Genomic DNA, 15,580 nt, shown 5'->3' on the forward strand with positions numbered 1-15,580 from the left:
GCCCGATCGGCCGGCGGACTATCCGGCGGCCGCCTCGGGCGTCTCGTAGATCCACGACTCGGCCGCGCCCCGCGGCGCGCGCTCCAGCCGCCGGTATTCGACGCTCCCCGTCTTCTCGTGGGCGCCGTGGAGTTTGAGCGGGTACGTCGCCGGCGGATCGTCCGCGTCCGGCACCTCCCAGTCCACCGCCACCCCGTCGTACGGCCCGCCACGGAAACGCACTCTCACATTTGCCACGTCACCGAGGGTAGCGACGTGCAGCGGCCCCTGCGGCGGGTTGCGGACTCGATTCCCCCCGCGAGGAGGCACGTCAACCGGTCAACCCGGCCGCCGCCTCCGCCAGGTCGGTGAGGAACCGCCGCACCGCGGCCGACCGGCTGCGCCCGGCGACCGTGGCGGCGAAGACCCTCCGGACCGAGGCGTCGTCGGGGTGCAGTCGGAGCAGGGCCAGGTCGGGCGGGGTGGCCCGGACGGCGAGCGCGGGCACCAGGGCGACGCCCAGCCCGGCCGCGACGCAGCCGAGCTTGCCGGTCCACTCGGCGGCCACGATGTCGACGCGGGGTTGGAATCCGGCGGCCAGGGTGGCCCGCAGCAGGGTCTCCTCGGCCGTGGCCGAGCCGGCGATGAACGGGTCGTCGGCCAGCTCGCGAAGCCGGACGGTACCCAGGTCGGCGAGCCGGTGCGCGCGGGGCACCGCCACCAGCAGCGCCTCGTCGACCAGGTGCCGCAGGTCGAACCGCGCGTCGTCGAGCGGCTGGTCGGGCGCCGCGCTCACCACGGCGACGTCGGCGTCCCCGGCGACCAGGCGGCCCAGCAGCCCCGGCGTCAGCCCCTCGACGAGCTGCACCGCCACCTGCGGATGGGCGGACCGGAACGCGGCCAGGGCCCGCGGCACCAGCGCGGCGACCGCCGTCGGGAACGCGCCGACCCGCAGCCGGCCGGCGGTCAGGTCGCGCAGTGCGGCCACGTCCCGACGCGCAGCGTCGAGCCGGTCGAGCACGGCCTCGGCGTGACCCAGCAGGCAGCGCCCCTCCTCGGTCAGCGCGACACCGCGCGGCAGCCGGTCGAACAGGGGCGCGCCGACCTCGGCCTCCAGGGCGGCGATCTGCCGGGACACTGCGGACTGGGTGTAGCGCAGGCTCCGGGCCGCCGCCGTGATGGATCCGTGCGCGGCGACGGTACGGAACGTGTGGAGAGCCTCGGGCAGCACAGCGCCATACTGCCATGCTGCGTACGCATGGCAGGTATGCGAGACATTCGCTGGTGGCATGGCTCTGCCCGCTCTAACGTTCCCGGGCATGGACGCCATCGCACTGCTCGGCACCGGCACGATGGGCGGCGCCATCGGCCGCCGCCTGCTGGCCGCCGGGCACCGACCCACCGTCTGGAACCGCACCCCCGCCCGGAGCGCGCCGCTCGTCGCGGTCGGCGCCCACCCCGCCGCCACCCCGGCCGACGCCGTCCGGGACGCCGACGTGGTGATCACCATGCTCACCGACGCGACCGCCGTACGGGACGTGCTGCGCTCCGCCGCCCCCGCCCTGCGGCCCGGCGCCCACCTGATCGAGATGTCCACGGTCGGCCCGGCGGCGCTGCCGGAACTGGCCGCGCTGCTGCCGCTGGGCGTGCCGCTGATCGACGCGCCCGTCGCGGGCAGCGCCGCCGCCGCCGAAGCCGGCCGACTCACCGTGCTGGCCGGCGGCGAGGAGACCGCCGTCGACCGGGTCACCCCGGTGCTCGACCTGCTCGGCACGGTCCGCCGCTGCGGCGGCCCCGGCCGCGGCGCCGCGTGGAAACTGGTGCTCAACACCGCCCTCGTCACCGCCGTCACCGCGGTCGCCGACGCGCTCGCGGTCGCCGAGGCGGTCGGCATCGACCGACGTACCGCGCTCGACGCCCTCACCGGCGGACCGCTCGGCGGCGCGGTCGCCCGGGCGACCACCACCGACGCCGCGTTCGCCGTCACCCTCGCCGCCAAGGACGCCCGGCTCGCGCTCGACGCGCTCGACGGCGCCCCCGCGCCCCTGCTGCGCGCCGCCGCGTCGGTGCTGGCGGCCGCGCCCCACCCCGACCACGACATCGCCACCCTCACCGGTCACCCCGACAAGGAGCATCCATGACCATCACCCTGGACAACCCGGCGACCGTCCCCGCGCCGTTCGGCGACCGGTTCGCCCACGTCGCCCGCCTCGACCTGCCGGGCGGCGCCCTGCTCGTCCTCTCCGGCCAGGTGGGCGTGGACGAGCACGGCGTGATCGCCGAGCCCGGCGACGTCCGGGCCCAGTCCGAGCGGATCTTCGCGCTGATCGGCGGCCTGCTCGCCGCGCACGGCGCCACCTTCGACGACGTCCTGCACGTGCGGACGTTCATGACCGACCTGGGCGACCTGGCCGGCTACGCGGCGGTCCGCAACCGGTACTTCCCGCGCGCCCGACCGGCCAGCACGACGGTGGAGGTGAGCCGGCTCTTCCTGAACGGCGCGGTGCTGGAGGTCGAGGTGACCGCCGCCGTCACCACGCGCTGACAAGGCCGCGGGGCGCCCGGTCCGGGCGCCCCACAGGTCCCTCCACAGCGGACGGCAGGTCGAGACCAGAGCGGGAATCGAACCCGCGTGCACGGTTTTGCAGACCGTTCCCTCACCACTCGGGCATCTGGTCGAGAAGAAGCAGTACCCCCGGCTGGGATCGAACCAGCGGCCTTCGGATCCGGATTCCGACGCGCTCTCCACTGCGCCACAGGGGCTTGAGCTGCGAGCGGAGGACTCGAACCTCCAACCTTCCCTTCCAGAGAGGGACGTGCTGCCACTTGCACCAGCTCGCATGGTGTCCGCCGACGGCAGACCGTGCCCCGACCAGGACTCGAACCTGGGCATCCGGCTTCGTAGGCCGGCGCGCTGTCCGCTGCGCCACCGGGGCGGGATGACCGGCGCCCCACCCCCGAAGGGCGCCGGTCGGGTGTCAGCCCTTCACGCAGACGACCTGCTTGAGGTGGGCGACCACCTCGACCAGGTCCTCCTGCTGGGCCATCACCTGGGTGATGTCCTTGTACGCGCCGGGGATCTCGTCGACCACCCCGGCGTCCTTGCGGCACTCGACGCCGGCCGTCTGCCGGGCCAGGTCCTCGGTGCTGTACGTCCGCTTCGCCTGCCCGCGCGACATCCGCCGCCCGGCGCCGTGCGACGCCGAGTGGTACGCGTCAGGGTTGCCCTTGCCGCGCACGATGTACGAGCCGCTGCCCATCGAGCCGGGGATGATGCCCAGGTCGCCCTTCCCGGCCCGGATGGCCCCCTTGCGGGTGACCAGCACGTCCACCCCGTCGTAGCTCTCCTCCGCCACGTAGTTGTGGTGGCACGAGATCGGCTCGTCGTAGCTGACCTGCGGAAACGCGTCGCGTACGACGCCGCAGAGCAGGGCCAGCATGACCGCCCGGTTGCGCCGCGCGTACTCCTGCGCCCACCAGAGGTCCCGGCGGTAGGCGTCCATCTCCGGCGTGCCGGCGAGGAACACCGCGAGGTCCCGGTCGGGCAGGTCGACGTTGTGCGGCAGGCCGCGGGCCACCGCCATGTGCCGCTCGGCCAGTTCCTTGCCGATGTTGCGCGAGCCGGAGTGCAGCATCAGCCAGACCCGGCCGTCGTCGGGGCCGCCCTGCTCGAGGCAGACCTCGATGAAGTGGTTGCCGCCGCCGAGGGTGCCGAGCTGGCGCTGGGCCCGGGTCTCCAGCTGGGCGACCTTCCGGTCGAGGGTGCCGAAGCGCCGCCAGAAGTCGTCCCAGCCGCCCTGCTCCAGGCCCCGGACCCGGCGCGGGTCGACCGCGTTGTCGCGCATGGCGAAGCCAACCGGGATGGCGGCCTCGATCGCCGTACGCAGCGGGGCGAGGTCGTCCGGCAGGTCCGCGGCGGTGAGCGAGGTGCGGACCGCCGACATGCCGCAGCCGATGTCGACGCCGACGGCGGCCGGCGAGACGGCCTGGCGCATCGCGATGACCGAGCCGACGGTGGCGCCCTTGCCGAAGTGCACGTCCGGCATGACCGCGACGCCCTGCACCCACGGCAGCGCGCCGATGTTGCGCAGCTGCCGGGCTGCCTGCGCCTCGATCGTGTACGGGTCGGTCCAGACCCGGACCGGCGCCCGGGTACCGGCCAGCGGGGTGAAACCCATCGTTCGTCTCCTTGTTCTGCACTTGTTCGTCTGAGCGGTTGGCCGGATTCGAACCGGCGATCTTCACCGTGGCGGGGTGACGCGCTGCCGGGCTGCGCTACAGCCGCGGGTCGGTCCCGGGTGGGACCGGCGTAGGCCGTGCGGGACTCGAACCCGCAGCCTCCCGGGTGAGAACCGGGTGAGCTTCCTGTTGCTCCAACGGCCCGTGCGGGGCGGCAGGTCGCCGTCCACGCGGAGTCCGGGACCGCGGAATCGAACCGCGTGTCTCTCGCGCCCAAGGCGAGCGGGTCAGCCAGCTCCCTCGTCCCGGATGCCCGGCCGGCGCGTGCGCCGGCCGGGATCGTGCTCATGCCGTCCGCTGTGGAGTTGAAAAGAATCGACGTCGCCGGCCGCGGGCCGGGACAGGTGGAGCAGGGGCGACAGGATTCGAACCTGCAACCGTCGGGTTTGGAGTCCGGTGCTCTTCCGGTTGAGCTACGCCCCTCGGACCCGGTGACGAAAAAGCCGCCCGTTCCCTGGTCGCAGGGCGGGCGGCTGCGCGGGTGTCGCGCGGGCGCTAGTCGCGCCACCGCCCTGGTTGCCACCGCTGCCGTCGGCAGGGGCCCAGGTTGCCTTCCGGCAGCAGGGCACCGCCGCGCGGCGTGGGCCGCTCGGCCTGGGTGCGGTACTGCTGCGACACGGTGTGCTCCCTGGGTGTGGAACCGGTTGACGTTGCTCCACAACGGTAGGCGGGCGGCTGCGGCACCGCAATGGATTTCGGCAGGGCCTGGCGTCAGCCGGGTTGGAGGCCGGCCAGGGTGACGGTGACGAGCCGGCGGACCGCGGCGGCGGACGGCAGTGCGGCGGCGGCGTGCAGGGCGTGCAGGCAGTACGCGGCCAGCTCGGCCGGGGGTACGTCGTCGCGGACCTGCCCGGCTCGGGCGCCCTCGGTCAGCAGGTCGGTCAGCAGGGCGGTGACCTGGCGATGCGCGTCGGAGACGTGCCCGTCGCGGTGCAGGAGTGCGGCGAGTTCCGCGCCGAAGCGGGCATGCCGGTGATGTCCCGTCCGCTCACTCTGCAGGCGGGCATACGTGTCGAGCATCGCCTGGAGCCGGGCGCCGGCGTCGTCGGTGCGATCCCGGGCCTGGGTGAGCTGCGCGAGGTGGGCGGCGAGCTCCCGGTCGTGCCAGGCGAGCAGGATCGCCCGCACGTCCGGAAAGTATTTGTAGAGGGTGGCGCGCCCGATGCCGGTCCGCTCGGCGATCTGAGACATGGTCACGGTCAGGGCGCCGTGCTCGCCGGCCAACTCGACGGTCTTGTCCAGGATCGCGTCGTGCACCGCTCGCCGGTGCGCCTCGATGGTCTCGTTCCACAGCTTCGGCACGACGTTCATCATACAGCTCGCCCCTGGCGCGACAGTCCGTGCTGGTGTAGACAATATGTATCGCAAACTCGAAGGGTGGGGCTCGATGGCACTCAGGAAGCAGGGGCACGAACACGGCGGGGACGAGGGTGGGGCGCTGATCCGCGGCGCACGCCGCTACGAGTGGAGCGCGGCGATCGGCATGCTGGGGCGCCGCCGGCAGGTCTACGACGGCCTGGTCGCCCTCAGCGGGATCGGGCGCGGCGACCGGGTGCTCGACATCGGCTGCGGCACCGGATACCTCACCCGGCGCGTGGCGCGGGCCGTAGGCCCGGACGGAGCTGTCGTCGGCATCGACCCGTCCCCCTCGGTCATCGCCTACGCGTCGACGCGGTCGCCGGTCAACTGCACCTTCGAGGTGGCCGGCGCCCAGGCCCTGCCCCACGCGGATGCCTCCTTCGACGCGGTCGTCTCCAGCCTCGCCATCCACCACCTGCCGGCCGAGGACCGGGCGGCCGCGGTCCGGGAGATGCGCCGGGTGCTGCGCCCCGGCGGCCGGATCCTCCTCGTCGACTTCCGTGAGCAGCCACGCCACCTCCGCGTCGCCAACCTGTTCGGCGTGATGGCCCGGCATGCGCGGCAGCACCACGCGATGGCCGATCTCGCCGACCTGGTCGAGCGGGCCGGCTTCGAGCTCGTCGGATCCGGGGACCGCTGGCCCGCCCTGCGCTACGTGCAGGCCCGGCGGCCGGCGGCCGATGGTTCGGCGGAGGCCGAAGGATCCCGACCCTAGCCTGTCGACAGGACACGACAGGAGGGACCGGAATGGCCTTGCGGCAGCAGGTGGCGGAGCGGTTCCGGCAGGTCAACGGGTTGCACCCGATGACGGCGGCGGATGACGCGTACGTGAGCGCGCAGTTCGTGGTTCTCGAGGAGCTGTGCGCGGCGACCGGGCGGGACCCGGACGACGTACGCCGGTTGATGCTGGACCGGCGGCTGCCGTTGCCGGGCTATCTGCGCTCGGACGGCGCGGAGATGGTGCCGGCCGACCTGTTCGGCCTGGCCGAGCGGGCCGGCGGGGTGGCGCGGCTGGCGGCATGGTTCGTCGGACAGTGGGCCGACCCGGCGCAGGGGGCGGCGGAGTGGGACGCCTACCTGAGCGGCCAGTACGTCTGCCTGCGCTCGGTCAGCCCGGAGACGATCCGCCGCAAGGACGAGCTGACGGCGGCGATCCGGGCGGCCCCGGACGAGCCGGACGCCGGGTCGCCCGGCTGGCTCGACCGGCTGCACGCGCTGGTCGACGAGTTGGACGCCCTCGAACCGGCGTTCACCGGGTACGACCGGCTCCGGTTCGGCGGCCCCACCTCGCGGGACACCTGCGTGGACGCGGTGCGGTGCCGCTGGCCCCGGCCGGTCATCGCTCCGGCCGGGCGGTGACCCGGCGGGCGACGGCGAGCAGATACTCCTTCCGGTGCAGCGGGTCGTGGTCCCAGCGGGGGCGGCTGGGTGCCGGCGTCGAGGTGGGCGAGAATTCCGAGATTGAGGGTTGTCACGAGGCGTGATGGCCTTCGAGCAGGCGGTCATTCCTTCCTGGTGGGACATTAACCCGGGGTATGACGGCCCGCGCCCGGTCGGTGACCGACGTGAAGACGGTGGCTGAGCTAGCCGGCCTGGGCGACCGGGTAGCGCTTCATTTCCTCCATGAAGGGGAACCGCGCGGTGAGTTCGGCGATGGTCGCGCCGGCCCGCCAGGCGGCGGCCACCTGGGCCACCTGGAGCAGGTCGGTGGCGTCGCCGCGGGCCTGGACCTCGCCGGCCACCCGCAGGTCGATCATGAAGTAGCGGGCCTGGGAGCCGAGTCCGACGCAGACGACGCCCTGCGGGGAGTTGACCTCGGCACAGGTGAACCGGGCGCGCCCGTGGTCGGGGGCGGTCACCTGTCCGAGGTCAAGCCCGTGCCGGGCGGCCGCGTCGGCGAGCGCGGGGGCCAGCCCGCCCTGCTCGACGAGGTCCGGGTAGAGACGCACACCCAGTGCCGTCGACGCGTCGCTCATGACTGACTCCCACTTCCTTGTGACAGAGACCAGCTGCACGCAGGTTACGGGTGTGTTTCCGGCGCGCATCGTCATCCTGTCCCTCGCGGACGCCCCTCGGCAATAGGAACGGCCGATTACAGGTCCATCGGCCCCTTGACCCCTGGATTCGCTATGCCTAGGGTTTCTAGGTATGGCGATGGACCTGCGTGGACACCTCGACCTGCTGATCCTCGCGGCCCTGCGGGGCGCCGGCCCGACCCACGGCTACGCCCTGATCCAGGCGCTGCGAGAGCGTTCGGCGGGCACCTTCGACCTGCCCGAGGGCACCGTCTATCCGGCCCTGCACCGGCTGGAGCGCGCCGGCCTGGTGGCCAGCGCCTGGCAGGACGGCCCCGGCCGGCGCCGCCGCCGCTATGAGCTGACCGACCGGGGCGTCGCCGCGCTGGCCACGAAACAGTCCGAGTGGCAGGCGCTGGTCCGCGGCGTGGCCGCGATCCTCGCACCGACCCAGGGAGCACCGGCATGAGCGAGCGCAGCGAGCGGATCGAGTCACCGATCGACGCCCACCTCGACCGGCTCTTCGACCGGTTGACCGGCACCGGTCCGGCCGGGCGGCGGGCGCTCGTCGAGGCGGAGGACCACCTGCGCAGCGCGGCGGCCCAGGCGGTCGCCGAGGGCGCGGACCCCACCGAGGCCGAGCGGATCGCCGTGGCGCGCTTCGGCACCGCCGACGACCTCGCCGCCGGGCTGCGGCGGGTCCATCTGTCCATCAGGGACGTGCTGCGCCGCGGCCTCACCGGCGCCTGGCTGCTCGGCGCGGTCGGGTTGCTGGCCGTCGGCGTCAGCGGTCTGCTCGCCGAGCTGGCCGGGCGGGTGTTCGGCGCGCACCTGGTGGCCGGGGACGGCGCCGGGGTCACGTACACCACGCAACGCTGCGCCGAATACCTGCGGCTGGTGCCGGGCGCGCCGGACTGCGCCCGCGCCGCCGAGCTGCACCACTGGGGCGAGGTCGTGCAGTACCGGGTCGCCGCCGGCGTACTCGGCCTGCTGGCCCTCGCCCTGTACCTGCTGGCCCGGCGGGTCGGGCCGCTGCGGGACGCCGGCTGGCTGCCCCCGGCCGCGCCGCTGGCGCTGGTCGCGGTCACCCTGTTCGGTCTCGCCGCGGCGGCGCTCACGCTGCCCGACCTGGCCCGGGCCGCAGCCGGCGACCCGGCCGGGATCGGCGCCGACCTCACCGCCGGGGTGGTCGCCCTGGTCGCGGCGGTGGCCGCCGCCGTGGTGGGCCTGCGCCGCCTGCGGTACGCGGACTGAGCGCCACCGTCCCGGCGCGTACGATCCGACGTCGTGGCGCGGATCCGATGTGACTTCTTCTCCGAGGCGCTCGGCCTGGGCACCGCGATGACGGTGCTGCTGCCGGAACGGAGCTCGGCCGGGATCGGCATGCCCGGTGGCGCTCCCGCCGGTGACCCGCCGGTGCTCTACCTGCTGCACGGGCTGACCGACGACGACACCATCTGGACCCGGCGCACCGCGATCGAGCGGTACGTCGCGTCGCTCGGGTTGGCGGTGGTGATGCCGCAGGTCGCCCGGAGCTTCTACACCGACGAGACGCACGGCAACCGGTACTGGACCTTCCTCAGCGAGGAGTTGCCCGAGGTCTGCCGATCCTTCTTCCGCCTCTCCGAGCGGCGGGAGGACACCTTCGTCGCCGGGCTGTCGATGGGCGGCTACGGGGCCGTGAAGTGGGCGCTGCGGCAGCCGGACCGGTTCGCGGCGGCGGCCAGCCTCTCCGGCGCGCTCGACGTCGCGCACCGGCGCGACCATCCGAGCAGCCCGATGGACCCGGCGGTCTGGCACACGGTCTGGGGCGACCGGGAGGTCGCCGGCGCCGACGACGACACCGTGGCACTGCTGGAACGGGCCGGCGGCGACCTGCCCGCGCTCTACGTCGCCTGCGGCACCGAGGACTTCCTCCACGAGGACAGCGTCCGGTTCGTCGAGACCGCCCGCCGGCGCGACGTGCCCCTGACCGTCGACTTCTCCCCCGGCGACCACGACTGGGCGTACTGGGACGCGAAGATCCAGGACGTGCTGGCCTGGCTGCCGCTGCGCCGCGACCGGTGACCGGCCGCCGCACCTCCGGCCGGGGTCGGGGATGCGGCGGGGCGTGCCGGGTCAGCGGCGGGTCAGCACGACCTTGAGGGCGCCGGTCTCCGCCGGCCGGGAGAAGACGTCGTACGCCTCGACGATCTGGTCCAGCGCGAACCGGTGGGTCACCATGTGCGCCGTGTCGAGCTGGCCGGCGACCAGCATGTTCAGCAGCGTCGGGGTGGTCCGGGTGTCGACCAGGCCGGTGGTGATGGTGACATCGCGGATCCACAGCCGCTCCAGGTGCAGGGTGGCCGGCTTGCCGTGCACGCCGATGTTGGCGACCCGGCCACCGGCGCGCACCAGGGTGGTGCAGAGCTCGAAGCTGGCCGGGGTGCCGACCGCCTCGATCACCACGTCGGCGCCGAGCCCGCCGGTGACCGCGCGGACCACCTCGAGCGGGTCGCCGTCGGCGAGCACGGTCACGTCGGCCCCGAACCGCTTGGCCGCGTCCAGTCGGCTCTGTGCCTTGTCGACGGCGACGATGTGGGTCGGCGAGTAGAGCTTCGCGGTCTGGATGGCGGCCAGCCCGATCGGGCCGGTGCCGACCACCACGACGGTGTCGCCGGGGCGCACGTGGCCGTTGAGCACGCCGACCTCGTACGAGGTGGGCAGGATGTCGGCCAGCAGCACGGCCGCCTCGTCGGACACCTGCTCGGGCAGCTTGTACGTGGACAGGTCGGCGAACGGGATGCGGGCGTACTCGGCCTGCACGCCGTCGACCGTGTGGCCGAGGATCCAGCCGCCCCCGCCCAGGCACTGCCCGTAGGCGCCCTCGCGGCAGTAGCGGCAGACGCCGCACGCGGAGATGCAGGAAGCGAGGACCCGGTCGCCTTCCTTCAGGTTGCCGACGCCGTCGCCGACCGCGACGACCGTGCCCACCGCCTCGTGGCCGAGCACGCGGCCGGCCGGCACCTCGGGCACGTCACCGCCGAGGATGTGCAGGTCGGTCCCGCAGATGGTGACCGCGTCGACCCGGACGATCGCGTCGCGGGGGCCGGCGATGGTGGGATCCGGGATTTCGGACCAGGACTTCTCGCCCGGCCCGCCGTACACGAGTGCCTTCATGGCTCCTCCTCACGCCGATTTCTCCTTCCACGCTTCTCCGGTGGAAGGCCGGCGGGCAGGGCCGAAGGGACCGGCGGGCGGGACCTCCGTCCCGCCCGCCGGTCAGACGCCGACGGTGCCGTCGATGGCCTCGCGGAGGAAGTCCGCGTGGCCATTGTGGCGGGCGTACTCGTGCATCATGTGCATCATCACCAGGCGCAGCGAGACGTCCTCCTCCCAGCGCGCGTTCCAGGCGGTGACGTCGAGGGACTCGGCCTCGCGCTCGATGCGCCGGGCGTGCTCGACCTCCCGCCGCCACGCCTCGAACGCCCCCGCGACGTCGGCGTTCTCGGCGTCGTACGCCGCCTGGAAGTCGAAGCTGTCGGACCAGACCAGCGGGAGGTCCTCCTGGTTGATCACCCGACGGAACCACTGGCGTTCCACCTCGGCCATGTGCCGGAGCAGGCCGAGCAGGGACAGCGTCGACGGCGGCGAGGACTGCCGTCGTAGCTGGTCGTCGGTCAGCCCCGCGCACTTGAGTTCCAGGGTGGCCCGGTGGAAGTCGAGGAACGCGCGCAGCATCTCCCGCTCCCCGGCCTGAAGCGGCGGGCCGATCCGTTCGGTCTCCACGGTTCTTCCTCCCACACAGACCGGCTGGCCTGCTCGTCGATGCTTGGCAGTGCTCGACGGGGAGCTTAGTCTCGGCGGATCGATCCACCTCCGAAGGGATCATGATGCACCCCCACATCCGACGTTCCGCGCTGGTCGCCTCGGCGGTCACCGCGGCGCTGGTCACCGGCGGCACGACCGTCCAGGCGGCCGGCGAGACCTACGACCACACCGCCACCGCGACGGTCTTCGCACCGAATCCGGTGCAGCAGCTCGGCGACGAGTCGCTGACCGACCAGAAGGACGCGGACTACCCGGCCCTGGCCGGCGCGTACCGGTCGGTGCTGCTGACCAACCTGGACGGCTCCGGCACCCTCACCGGCAAGTACGTGGTGGTCAAGAGCAGCACCGGCAACGCCGCGCTGGCGGTGGACGGCGCCTACCCGGCGTGGCACCGCGACGCCGACCAGTTCGAGCAGGTGATGGGCTACCACTGGGTGAACACCGCCCAGGCGTACCTGCAGTCGCTCGGCTTCGGCGGCACGCTGCGCCCGGTCAACCAGCGGCAGATCGAGCTGCGCATCGACCAGTACGGCGGCGACAACTCGTTCTTCCGCGAGGACAAGGCGAACATCACCCTGGGCAAGGGCGGCGTGGACGACGCCGAGGACGCCGAGGTGATCGTCCACGAGTACGGCCACTCGGTGCAGGACGGCCAGGTGCCCGGCTTCGGCACCACGCTGGAGTCCGGCGCCATCGGTGAGGCGTTCGGCGACTACCTGGCGGTCGTGGTGACCAGCTGGGCCACCGGCGTGCCGACGAAGACCCCGGAGGCCTGCGTGGCCGACTGGGACTCGGTCTCCTACACCCGCACCGTCCCGCACTGCCTGCGCCGCCTCGACGGCACCAAGGTCTACCCGACCGACCTGCGCGGTGAGGTGCACGCCGACGGGGAGATCTGGTCCCGCGCGTTGTGGGACATCCGCACCGCGCTCGGTGACCGCAAGGCCACCACGCTGATCGTGGACGCCCAGTTCGACTTCGCCAAGGACACCACGTTCCGCGACGCCGCGCTGGCCACCGTGGCCGCCGCCCAGCGGCTCTACGGCACCCAGGCCGCGAACGCGACCCGGGCGGCCTTCGTCGCCCGCGGCATCCTCTGACGCCGCCGGTGAGCGCCGCTCCCCGCCGGGGCGGCGCTCACCGCAGCGACGACCGGGCCACCGGGAAGTCGAAGTACGTCTTCGGATACGGCTCGTCGACGTAGCGGTAGTGCCACCATTCGCGGGCGTAGTTCTCGAAACCCTGCGCGGTCATCAGCCGCTTTAGCAGCTCCCGGTTGTCCCGCGCCGCCCCCGTGATCCGCGGGTCGGCGGTGTGGGCGCGCGCGTCGAAGCAGTCGAAGCCGGTGCCCATGTCGACCGAGTTGTCGGGGAACCGTCGACCGGCGGGCGCGGTGCAGGCCACCAGGGGCTGCCCCGGCGCGTACGCCGGCTGGTCGGGGGTGGGCACCGGGACCAGGGTGAGGTCGAGGGTGCTGCCCCGGCTGTGCGCGGTCGGCGCGCCGATGTAGCCGTCGGGGAAGAGCCGGTCCTTCGGCTCGTCGGGGTAGAACTCGCCCTTCATCTGCTGCTCGGCGGGGACTTTCGCCCAGGCGACGAAGTCGTTCGCCGCCCGCTGCGGACGGTAGCAGTCGTACACCTTGAGGCTGCGGTTCTGGGCGAGCGCGGCGGTCTGCACCCGGTGCAGCGCGTCCGCCGCCCGCCGGGTGAGCAGGCAGCGCGGTTCGGCGTAGCCGGTGACCGGCCGGCCGACGAAGTTGTGCGCGGTGGCGTACCGGACGTCGGTGCGGATGCTCGGGTCGACGGCGGCGAGGTCGACGAAGTCGGCCGGGGCGCGCGGCCCCGTCGGGGTGGCCGACGGCGCGGGTGCCGACGTCGGGGCGGGCGACGGGCGCGGCGCGGGCCGCTGGCAGCCGGCGGCGAGCGCCGCGGCCAGCACGGCCAGGACGGCCACCGCTCGTCTCCCGGTCCTCACTCTGCCGTGTCTACCAGGATCGCCGGCCCGGTAGGCCGGCAACCGGTCACCCGTCGAACGCCGCACGGAGGAAGTCGAGCGCGGCGACGTCGTCGTCGACGCCGCCGGCCTCGTGGCCGTTGTAGCGCCACACCGCCAGCTCGGCCGGCCCCCGGTAGGCGTTGACCGCGGCGTAGACGGTGGACGGGGGCACGATCTCGCAGGATCTCCCGGTACGGGTGGGCGTCGGTGATCGTCACGGCGCGCGGGATGTCGCAGAGGAACGGCACGTACGCGACCGCCGCCGCCAGGTCCGGCACCAGGGCGGCGGTGGCCAGCGCGGCGGCGCCGCCCTGGCTGTGCCCGAGCACCGCGACCCGAGCCGGGTCGACGGCCGGCAGCCCGCGGGCCGCGTCGACGGCGCGGACCGCGTCGGTGAGGAACCGGCGGTAGTAGTAGCGGCGCGGGTCCTCGATGCCCCGGGTGGCCATGCCGGGCGCCTGCGGGCCGGCCCCGGCCAGGTCCGGGGTGTCGCCGCGGCTCCAGCCGGAGCCCTGGCCACGGGTGTCCATCTGGAGGTGGGCACAGCCGGCGGCGGCCCAGAGCAAGTTCTCCAGTGGATGTCCACGACCGCCCCCGTAGCCGACGTACTGCACGATCGTGGGCAGCCGCCCGGACGCGCCGCGCGGGACGCGCAGCCAGCCTTTCACCGGCTGACCGGCGAAGCCGGGAAAGGTCACGTCGAAGACGTCCAGGCAGGCCAGCGGCGTGGGCACGGCGGTCACCTCGACCGTGCCGCCGCACTTCCGGGCCTCGGCGAGGGTGTCGGCCCAGAACGCGTCGAAGTCCTCCGGTTCGCGCAGGTCGCTGTGGTGGGCGCGCAGCTGCGCCTCGGGCAGGTCCGTGTACACGAGGCTCCTCAGTCCGCCGGAACCACCCCGAGCGCGTCGACCCGAAAGCTGCCTGGCTGCTTTCCGGAAAGTTGTCGGAACGTCTCAGAACGCTAGGGCGGGCCCGGCGTGTCGTCAACCCCTTGCCGGTACGGCAAGATGACCGTGGGGCGAGCCGGCCGGGCGAAGGAGACGCGGGTGAACGCGGACGACGAACGCAGGGTGACCATCACCGCGATCGCGCAGGAGGCCGGGGTCTCCGTGCCCACCGTCTCCCGGGTTCTCAACGGGCGCTCGGACGTCGCCCCGGACACCCGGGAACGGGTCGAGGAGCTGCTGCGCCACCACGGCTACCGGCGGCGCGGCAGCCGCACCGTTCGCCGGGCCGGCCTGCTCGACCTGGTCTTCCCCGACCTGGACAGCCCTTGGGCGGTGGAGATCATCCGGGGCGTCGAGGACGTCGGCCACGCGGCCGGGGTGGGCACCGTGGTCTCGGCGATCCACCGGGAGTCCACCTCGACCCGGCAGTGGCTGCAGAACCTGCGCTCCCGCGCCTCGGACGGGGTCATCGTGGTCACCTCGCACCTGAGCCCTCCGGTGCACGCCCAGCTGCGCCGGCTCAACGTGCCCGTGGTGGTGGTCGACCCGGCCGGCGTGCCGACCACCGACGTACCCACCATCGGCGCCACCAACTGGGCCGGCGGCCTCGCCGCCACCGAGCACCTGCTCGGCCTCGGGCACCGGCGGATCGGTTTCGTGGCCGGGCCCAGCCATCTGCTGTGCAGCCGGGCCCGGCTGGACGGCCACCGGGCCGCCCTGGAGCGGGCCGGGGTGCCCGTGGACGACCGGCTGGTGCAGCCGGGCGACTTCTACCACTCCGCCGGCTTCGCCGCGGGCTCGGCCCTGCTGGAGCTGGCCGATCCGCCCACCGCGATCTTCGCGGCCAGCGACCAGATGGCCTTCGGCGTCTACGAGGCGGTCCGCCGCCGCGGGCTGCGGGTCGCCGACGACGTCAGCGTGGTCGGCTTCGACGACCTGCCCGAGGCCCGGTGGGCGTCACCGCCGCTGACCACCGTGCGGCAGCCGCTGGTCGAGATGGGACGGCTCGCCGCCCGCACGGTGCTGCGGCTGTCCCAGGGCGAGGAGATCGAGTCCCCCCGGGTCGAGCTGGCCACCGAGCTGGTGGTGCGGGACAGCGCCGCCGCCCGGCACTGACCACCGTCTCACCCGCCTTCCGGAATTTTCGGCAGCCGGGGGAATTCGGCGTCGGGACGGCGGCCACCGGGGGGCCGGCGGCGGGCGGGGCGCTCCGAGCAGAAGCCGCGGTCCGGCAAC

At 73.7% G+C, this 15,580-nt stretch carries 17 protein-coding genes, 8 tRNA genes and 1 pseudogene; 9 read left to right on the forward strand and 17 right to left on the reverse strand.

What is annotated here, in order from left to right:
* Positions 1-18 precede the first annotated feature (18 nt).
* Positions 19-237, reverse strand: a complete 219-nt coding sequence (locus tag ACZ6S5_RS03595; protein WP_465997367.1) for a hypothetical protein — start codon at positions 235-237, stop codon at positions 19-21.
* Positions 238-310: 73 nt separating this feature from the next.
* Complete coding sequence (locus ACZ6S5_RS03600; protein ID WP_465997369.1) at positions 311-1,210, reverse strand: LysR family transcriptional regulator; 900 nt, start codon at positions 1,208-1,210, stop codon at positions 311-313.
* Positions 1,211-1,298: 88 nt separating this feature from the next.
* Here ACZ6S5_RS03600 and ACZ6S5_RS03605 point away from each other — a divergent pair, with 88 nt between their 5' ends.
* Positions 1,299-2,120, forward strand: coding sequence for an NAD(P)-dependent oxidoreductase (locus ACZ6S5_RS03605; RefSeq protein ID WP_465997370.1), 822 nt, complete (start codon positions 1,299-1,301; stop codon positions 2,118-2,120).
* Positions 2,117-2,524: a RidA family protein gene (locus ACZ6S5_RS03610; protein WP_465997372.1), complete on the forward strand. Its 408-nt coding sequence runs from the start codon at positions 2,117-2,119 to the stop codon at positions 2,522-2,524. The genes ACZ6S5_RS03605 and ACZ6S5_RS03610 overlap by 4 nt, the downstream gene beginning before the upstream one ends.
* 62 nt (positions 2,525-2,586) lie before the next feature.
* Here ACZ6S5_RS03610 and ACZ6S5_RS03615 read toward each other — a convergent pair.
* The 10 genes from ACZ6S5_RS03615 to ACZ6S5_RS03660 form a co-directional block, all read right to left on the reverse strand.
* Positions 2,587-2,657 (reverse strand) — tRNA-Cys (locus ACZ6S5_RS03615).
* A 12-nt stretch (positions 2,658-2,669) separates the two neighbouring features.
* Positions 2,670-2,742, reverse strand: a tRNA-Arg gene (locus ACZ6S5_RS03620).
* A gap of 5 nt (positions 2,743-2,747) precedes the next feature.
* Positions 2,748-2,820: transfer RNA gene (locus ACZ6S5_RS03625), tRNA-Gln, on the reverse strand.
* Positions 2,821-2,843: 23 nt separating this feature from the next.
* Positions 2,844-2,915 (reverse strand) — tRNA-Arg (locus tag ACZ6S5_RS03630).
* Positions 2,916-2,957: 42 nt separating this feature from the next.
* Entirely contained in the window at positions 2,958-4,157 is a 1,200-nt protein-coding gene (locus ACZ6S5_RS03635) for an RtcB family protein (protein WP_465997374.1), read from the reverse strand.
* Positions 4,158-4,190: 33 nt separating this feature from the next.
* Positions 4,191-4,264: transfer RNA gene (locus tag ACZ6S5_RS03640), tRNA-Gly, on the reverse strand.
* A 25-nt stretch (positions 4,265-4,289) separates the two neighbouring features.
* Positions 4,290-4,362: transfer RNA gene (locus ACZ6S5_RS03645), tRNA-Glu, on the reverse strand.
* A gap of 32 nt (positions 4,363-4,394) precedes the next feature.
* Positions 4,395-4,467, reverse strand: a tRNA-Pro gene (locus ACZ6S5_RS03650).
* A gap of 101 nt (positions 4,468-4,568) precedes the next feature.
* Positions 4,569-4,641 (reverse strand) — tRNA-Trp (locus ACZ6S5_RS03655).
* Positions 4,642-4,929: 288 nt separating this feature from the next.
* The gene (locus ACZ6S5_RS03660; RefSeq protein WP_465997376.1) at positions 4,930-5,520 is read right to left on the reverse strand and encodes a TetR/AcrR family transcriptional regulator; all 591 of its coding nucleotides are present in this window, start codon (positions 5,518-5,520) and stop codon (positions 4,930-4,932) included.
* Between the two features lie 85 nt (positions 5,521-5,605).
* Between ACZ6S5_RS03660 and ACZ6S5_RS03665 the strand changes: the two genes are divergently transcribed.
* Both ACZ6S5_RS03665 and ACZ6S5_RS03670 read left to right on the forward strand, forming a co-directional pair.
* Positions 5,606-6,292 (forward strand): class I SAM-dependent methyltransferase, encoded by a 687-nt coding sequence (locus ACZ6S5_RS03665; RefSeq protein WP_465997378.1) that lies wholly within the window; start codon positions 5,606-5,608, stop codon positions 6,290-6,292.
* A 32-nt stretch (positions 6,293-6,324) separates the two neighbouring features.
* Positions 6,325-6,936, forward strand: coding sequence for a DUF6058 family natural product biosynthesis protein (locus tag ACZ6S5_RS03670; protein WP_465997380.1), 612 nt, complete (start codon positions 6,325-6,327; stop codon positions 6,934-6,936).
* Between the two features lie 224 nt (positions 6,937-7,160).
* Here the strand turns inward: ACZ6S5_RS03670 and ACZ6S5_RS03675 are convergent, their stop codons facing one another.
* Positions 7,161-7,553 carry a hypothetical protein gene (locus ACZ6S5_RS03675; protein ID WP_465997382.1) on the reverse strand — a complete coding sequence of 131 codons (393 nt, stop codon included), beginning with the start codon at positions 7,551-7,553 and terminating at the stop codon, positions 7,161-7,163.
* Positions 7,554-7,725: 172 nt separating this feature from the next.
* Here ACZ6S5_RS03675 and ACZ6S5_RS03680 point away from each other — a divergent pair, with 172 nt between their 5' ends.
* The 3 genes from ACZ6S5_RS03680 to ACZ6S5_RS03690 all read left to right on the forward strand — a co-directional run bounded on the left by ACZ6S5_RS03680 (position 7,726) and on the right by ACZ6S5_RS03690 (position 9,659).
* On the forward strand, positions 7,726-8,061 hold the full coding sequence (locus ACZ6S5_RS03680) for a PadR family transcriptional regulator (RefSeq protein WP_465997384.1): 336 nt from the start codon (positions 7,726-7,728) through the stop codon (positions 8,059-8,061).
* Entirely contained in the window at positions 8,058-8,846 is a 789-nt protein-coding gene (locus ACZ6S5_RS03685) for a permease prefix domain 1-containing protein (RefSeq protein WP_465997386.1), read from the forward strand. The genes ACZ6S5_RS03680 and ACZ6S5_RS03685 overlap by 4 nt, the downstream gene beginning before the upstream one ends.
* Positions 8,847-8,933: 87 nt before the next feature.
* Entirely contained in the window at positions 8,934-9,659 is a 726-nt protein-coding gene (locus ACZ6S5_RS03690) for an alpha/beta hydrolase (protein WP_465997420.1), read from the forward strand.
* A 51-nt stretch (positions 9,660-9,710) separates the two neighbouring features.
* On the opposite strand, the gene ACZ6S5_RS03695 is transcribed toward ACZ6S5_RS03690, so the two are convergent.
* Both ACZ6S5_RS03695 and ACZ6S5_RS03700 read right to left on the reverse strand, forming a co-directional pair.
* Positions 9,711-10,751, reverse strand: coding sequence for a zinc-dependent alcohol dehydrogenase family protein (locus ACZ6S5_RS03695; protein WP_465997388.1), 1,041 nt, complete (start codon positions 10,749-10,751; stop codon positions 9,711-9,713).
* A gap of 102 nt (positions 10,752-10,853) precedes the next feature.
* The gene (locus ACZ6S5_RS03700; protein WP_465997390.1) at positions 10,854-11,360 is read right to left on the reverse strand and encodes a DinB family protein; all 507 of its coding nucleotides are present in this window, start codon (positions 11,358-11,360) and stop codon (positions 10,854-10,856) included.
* 101 nt (positions 11,361-11,461) lie between these two features.
* On the opposite strand from ACZ6S5_RS03700, the gene ACZ6S5_RS03705 reads away from it, so the two are divergent.
* Entirely contained in the window at positions 11,462-12,502 is a 1,041-nt protein-coding gene (locus ACZ6S5_RS03705; protein WP_465997392.1) for a M4 family metallopeptidase, read from the forward strand.
* Between the two features lie 37 nt (positions 12,503-12,539).
* On the opposite strand, the gene ACZ6S5_RS03710 is transcribed toward ACZ6S5_RS03705, so the two are convergent.
* The gene (locus ACZ6S5_RS03710; RefSeq protein ID WP_465997394.1) at positions 12,540-13,355 is read right to left on the reverse strand and encodes a M15 family metallopeptidase; all 816 of its coding nucleotides are present in this window, start codon (positions 13,353-13,355) and stop codon (positions 12,540-12,542) included.
* 67 nt (positions 13,356-13,422) lie between these two features.
* Positions 13,423-14,266, reverse strand: a pseudogene (locus ACZ6S5_RS03715) (acetylxylan esterase).
* Positions 14,267-14,443: 177 nt separating this feature from the next.
* Here ACZ6S5_RS03715 and ACZ6S5_RS03720 point away from each other — a divergent pair.
* Complete coding sequence (locus ACZ6S5_RS03720) at positions 14,444-15,460, forward strand: LacI family DNA-binding transcriptional regulator (RefSeq protein WP_465997396.1); 1,017 nt, start codon at positions 14,444-14,446, stop codon at positions 15,458-15,460.
* The last annotated feature ends 120 nt before the right edge of the window (positions 15,461-15,580 follow it).

The sequence above is a fragment of the Micromonospora sp. NPDC051924 genome, assembly GCF_055586005.1.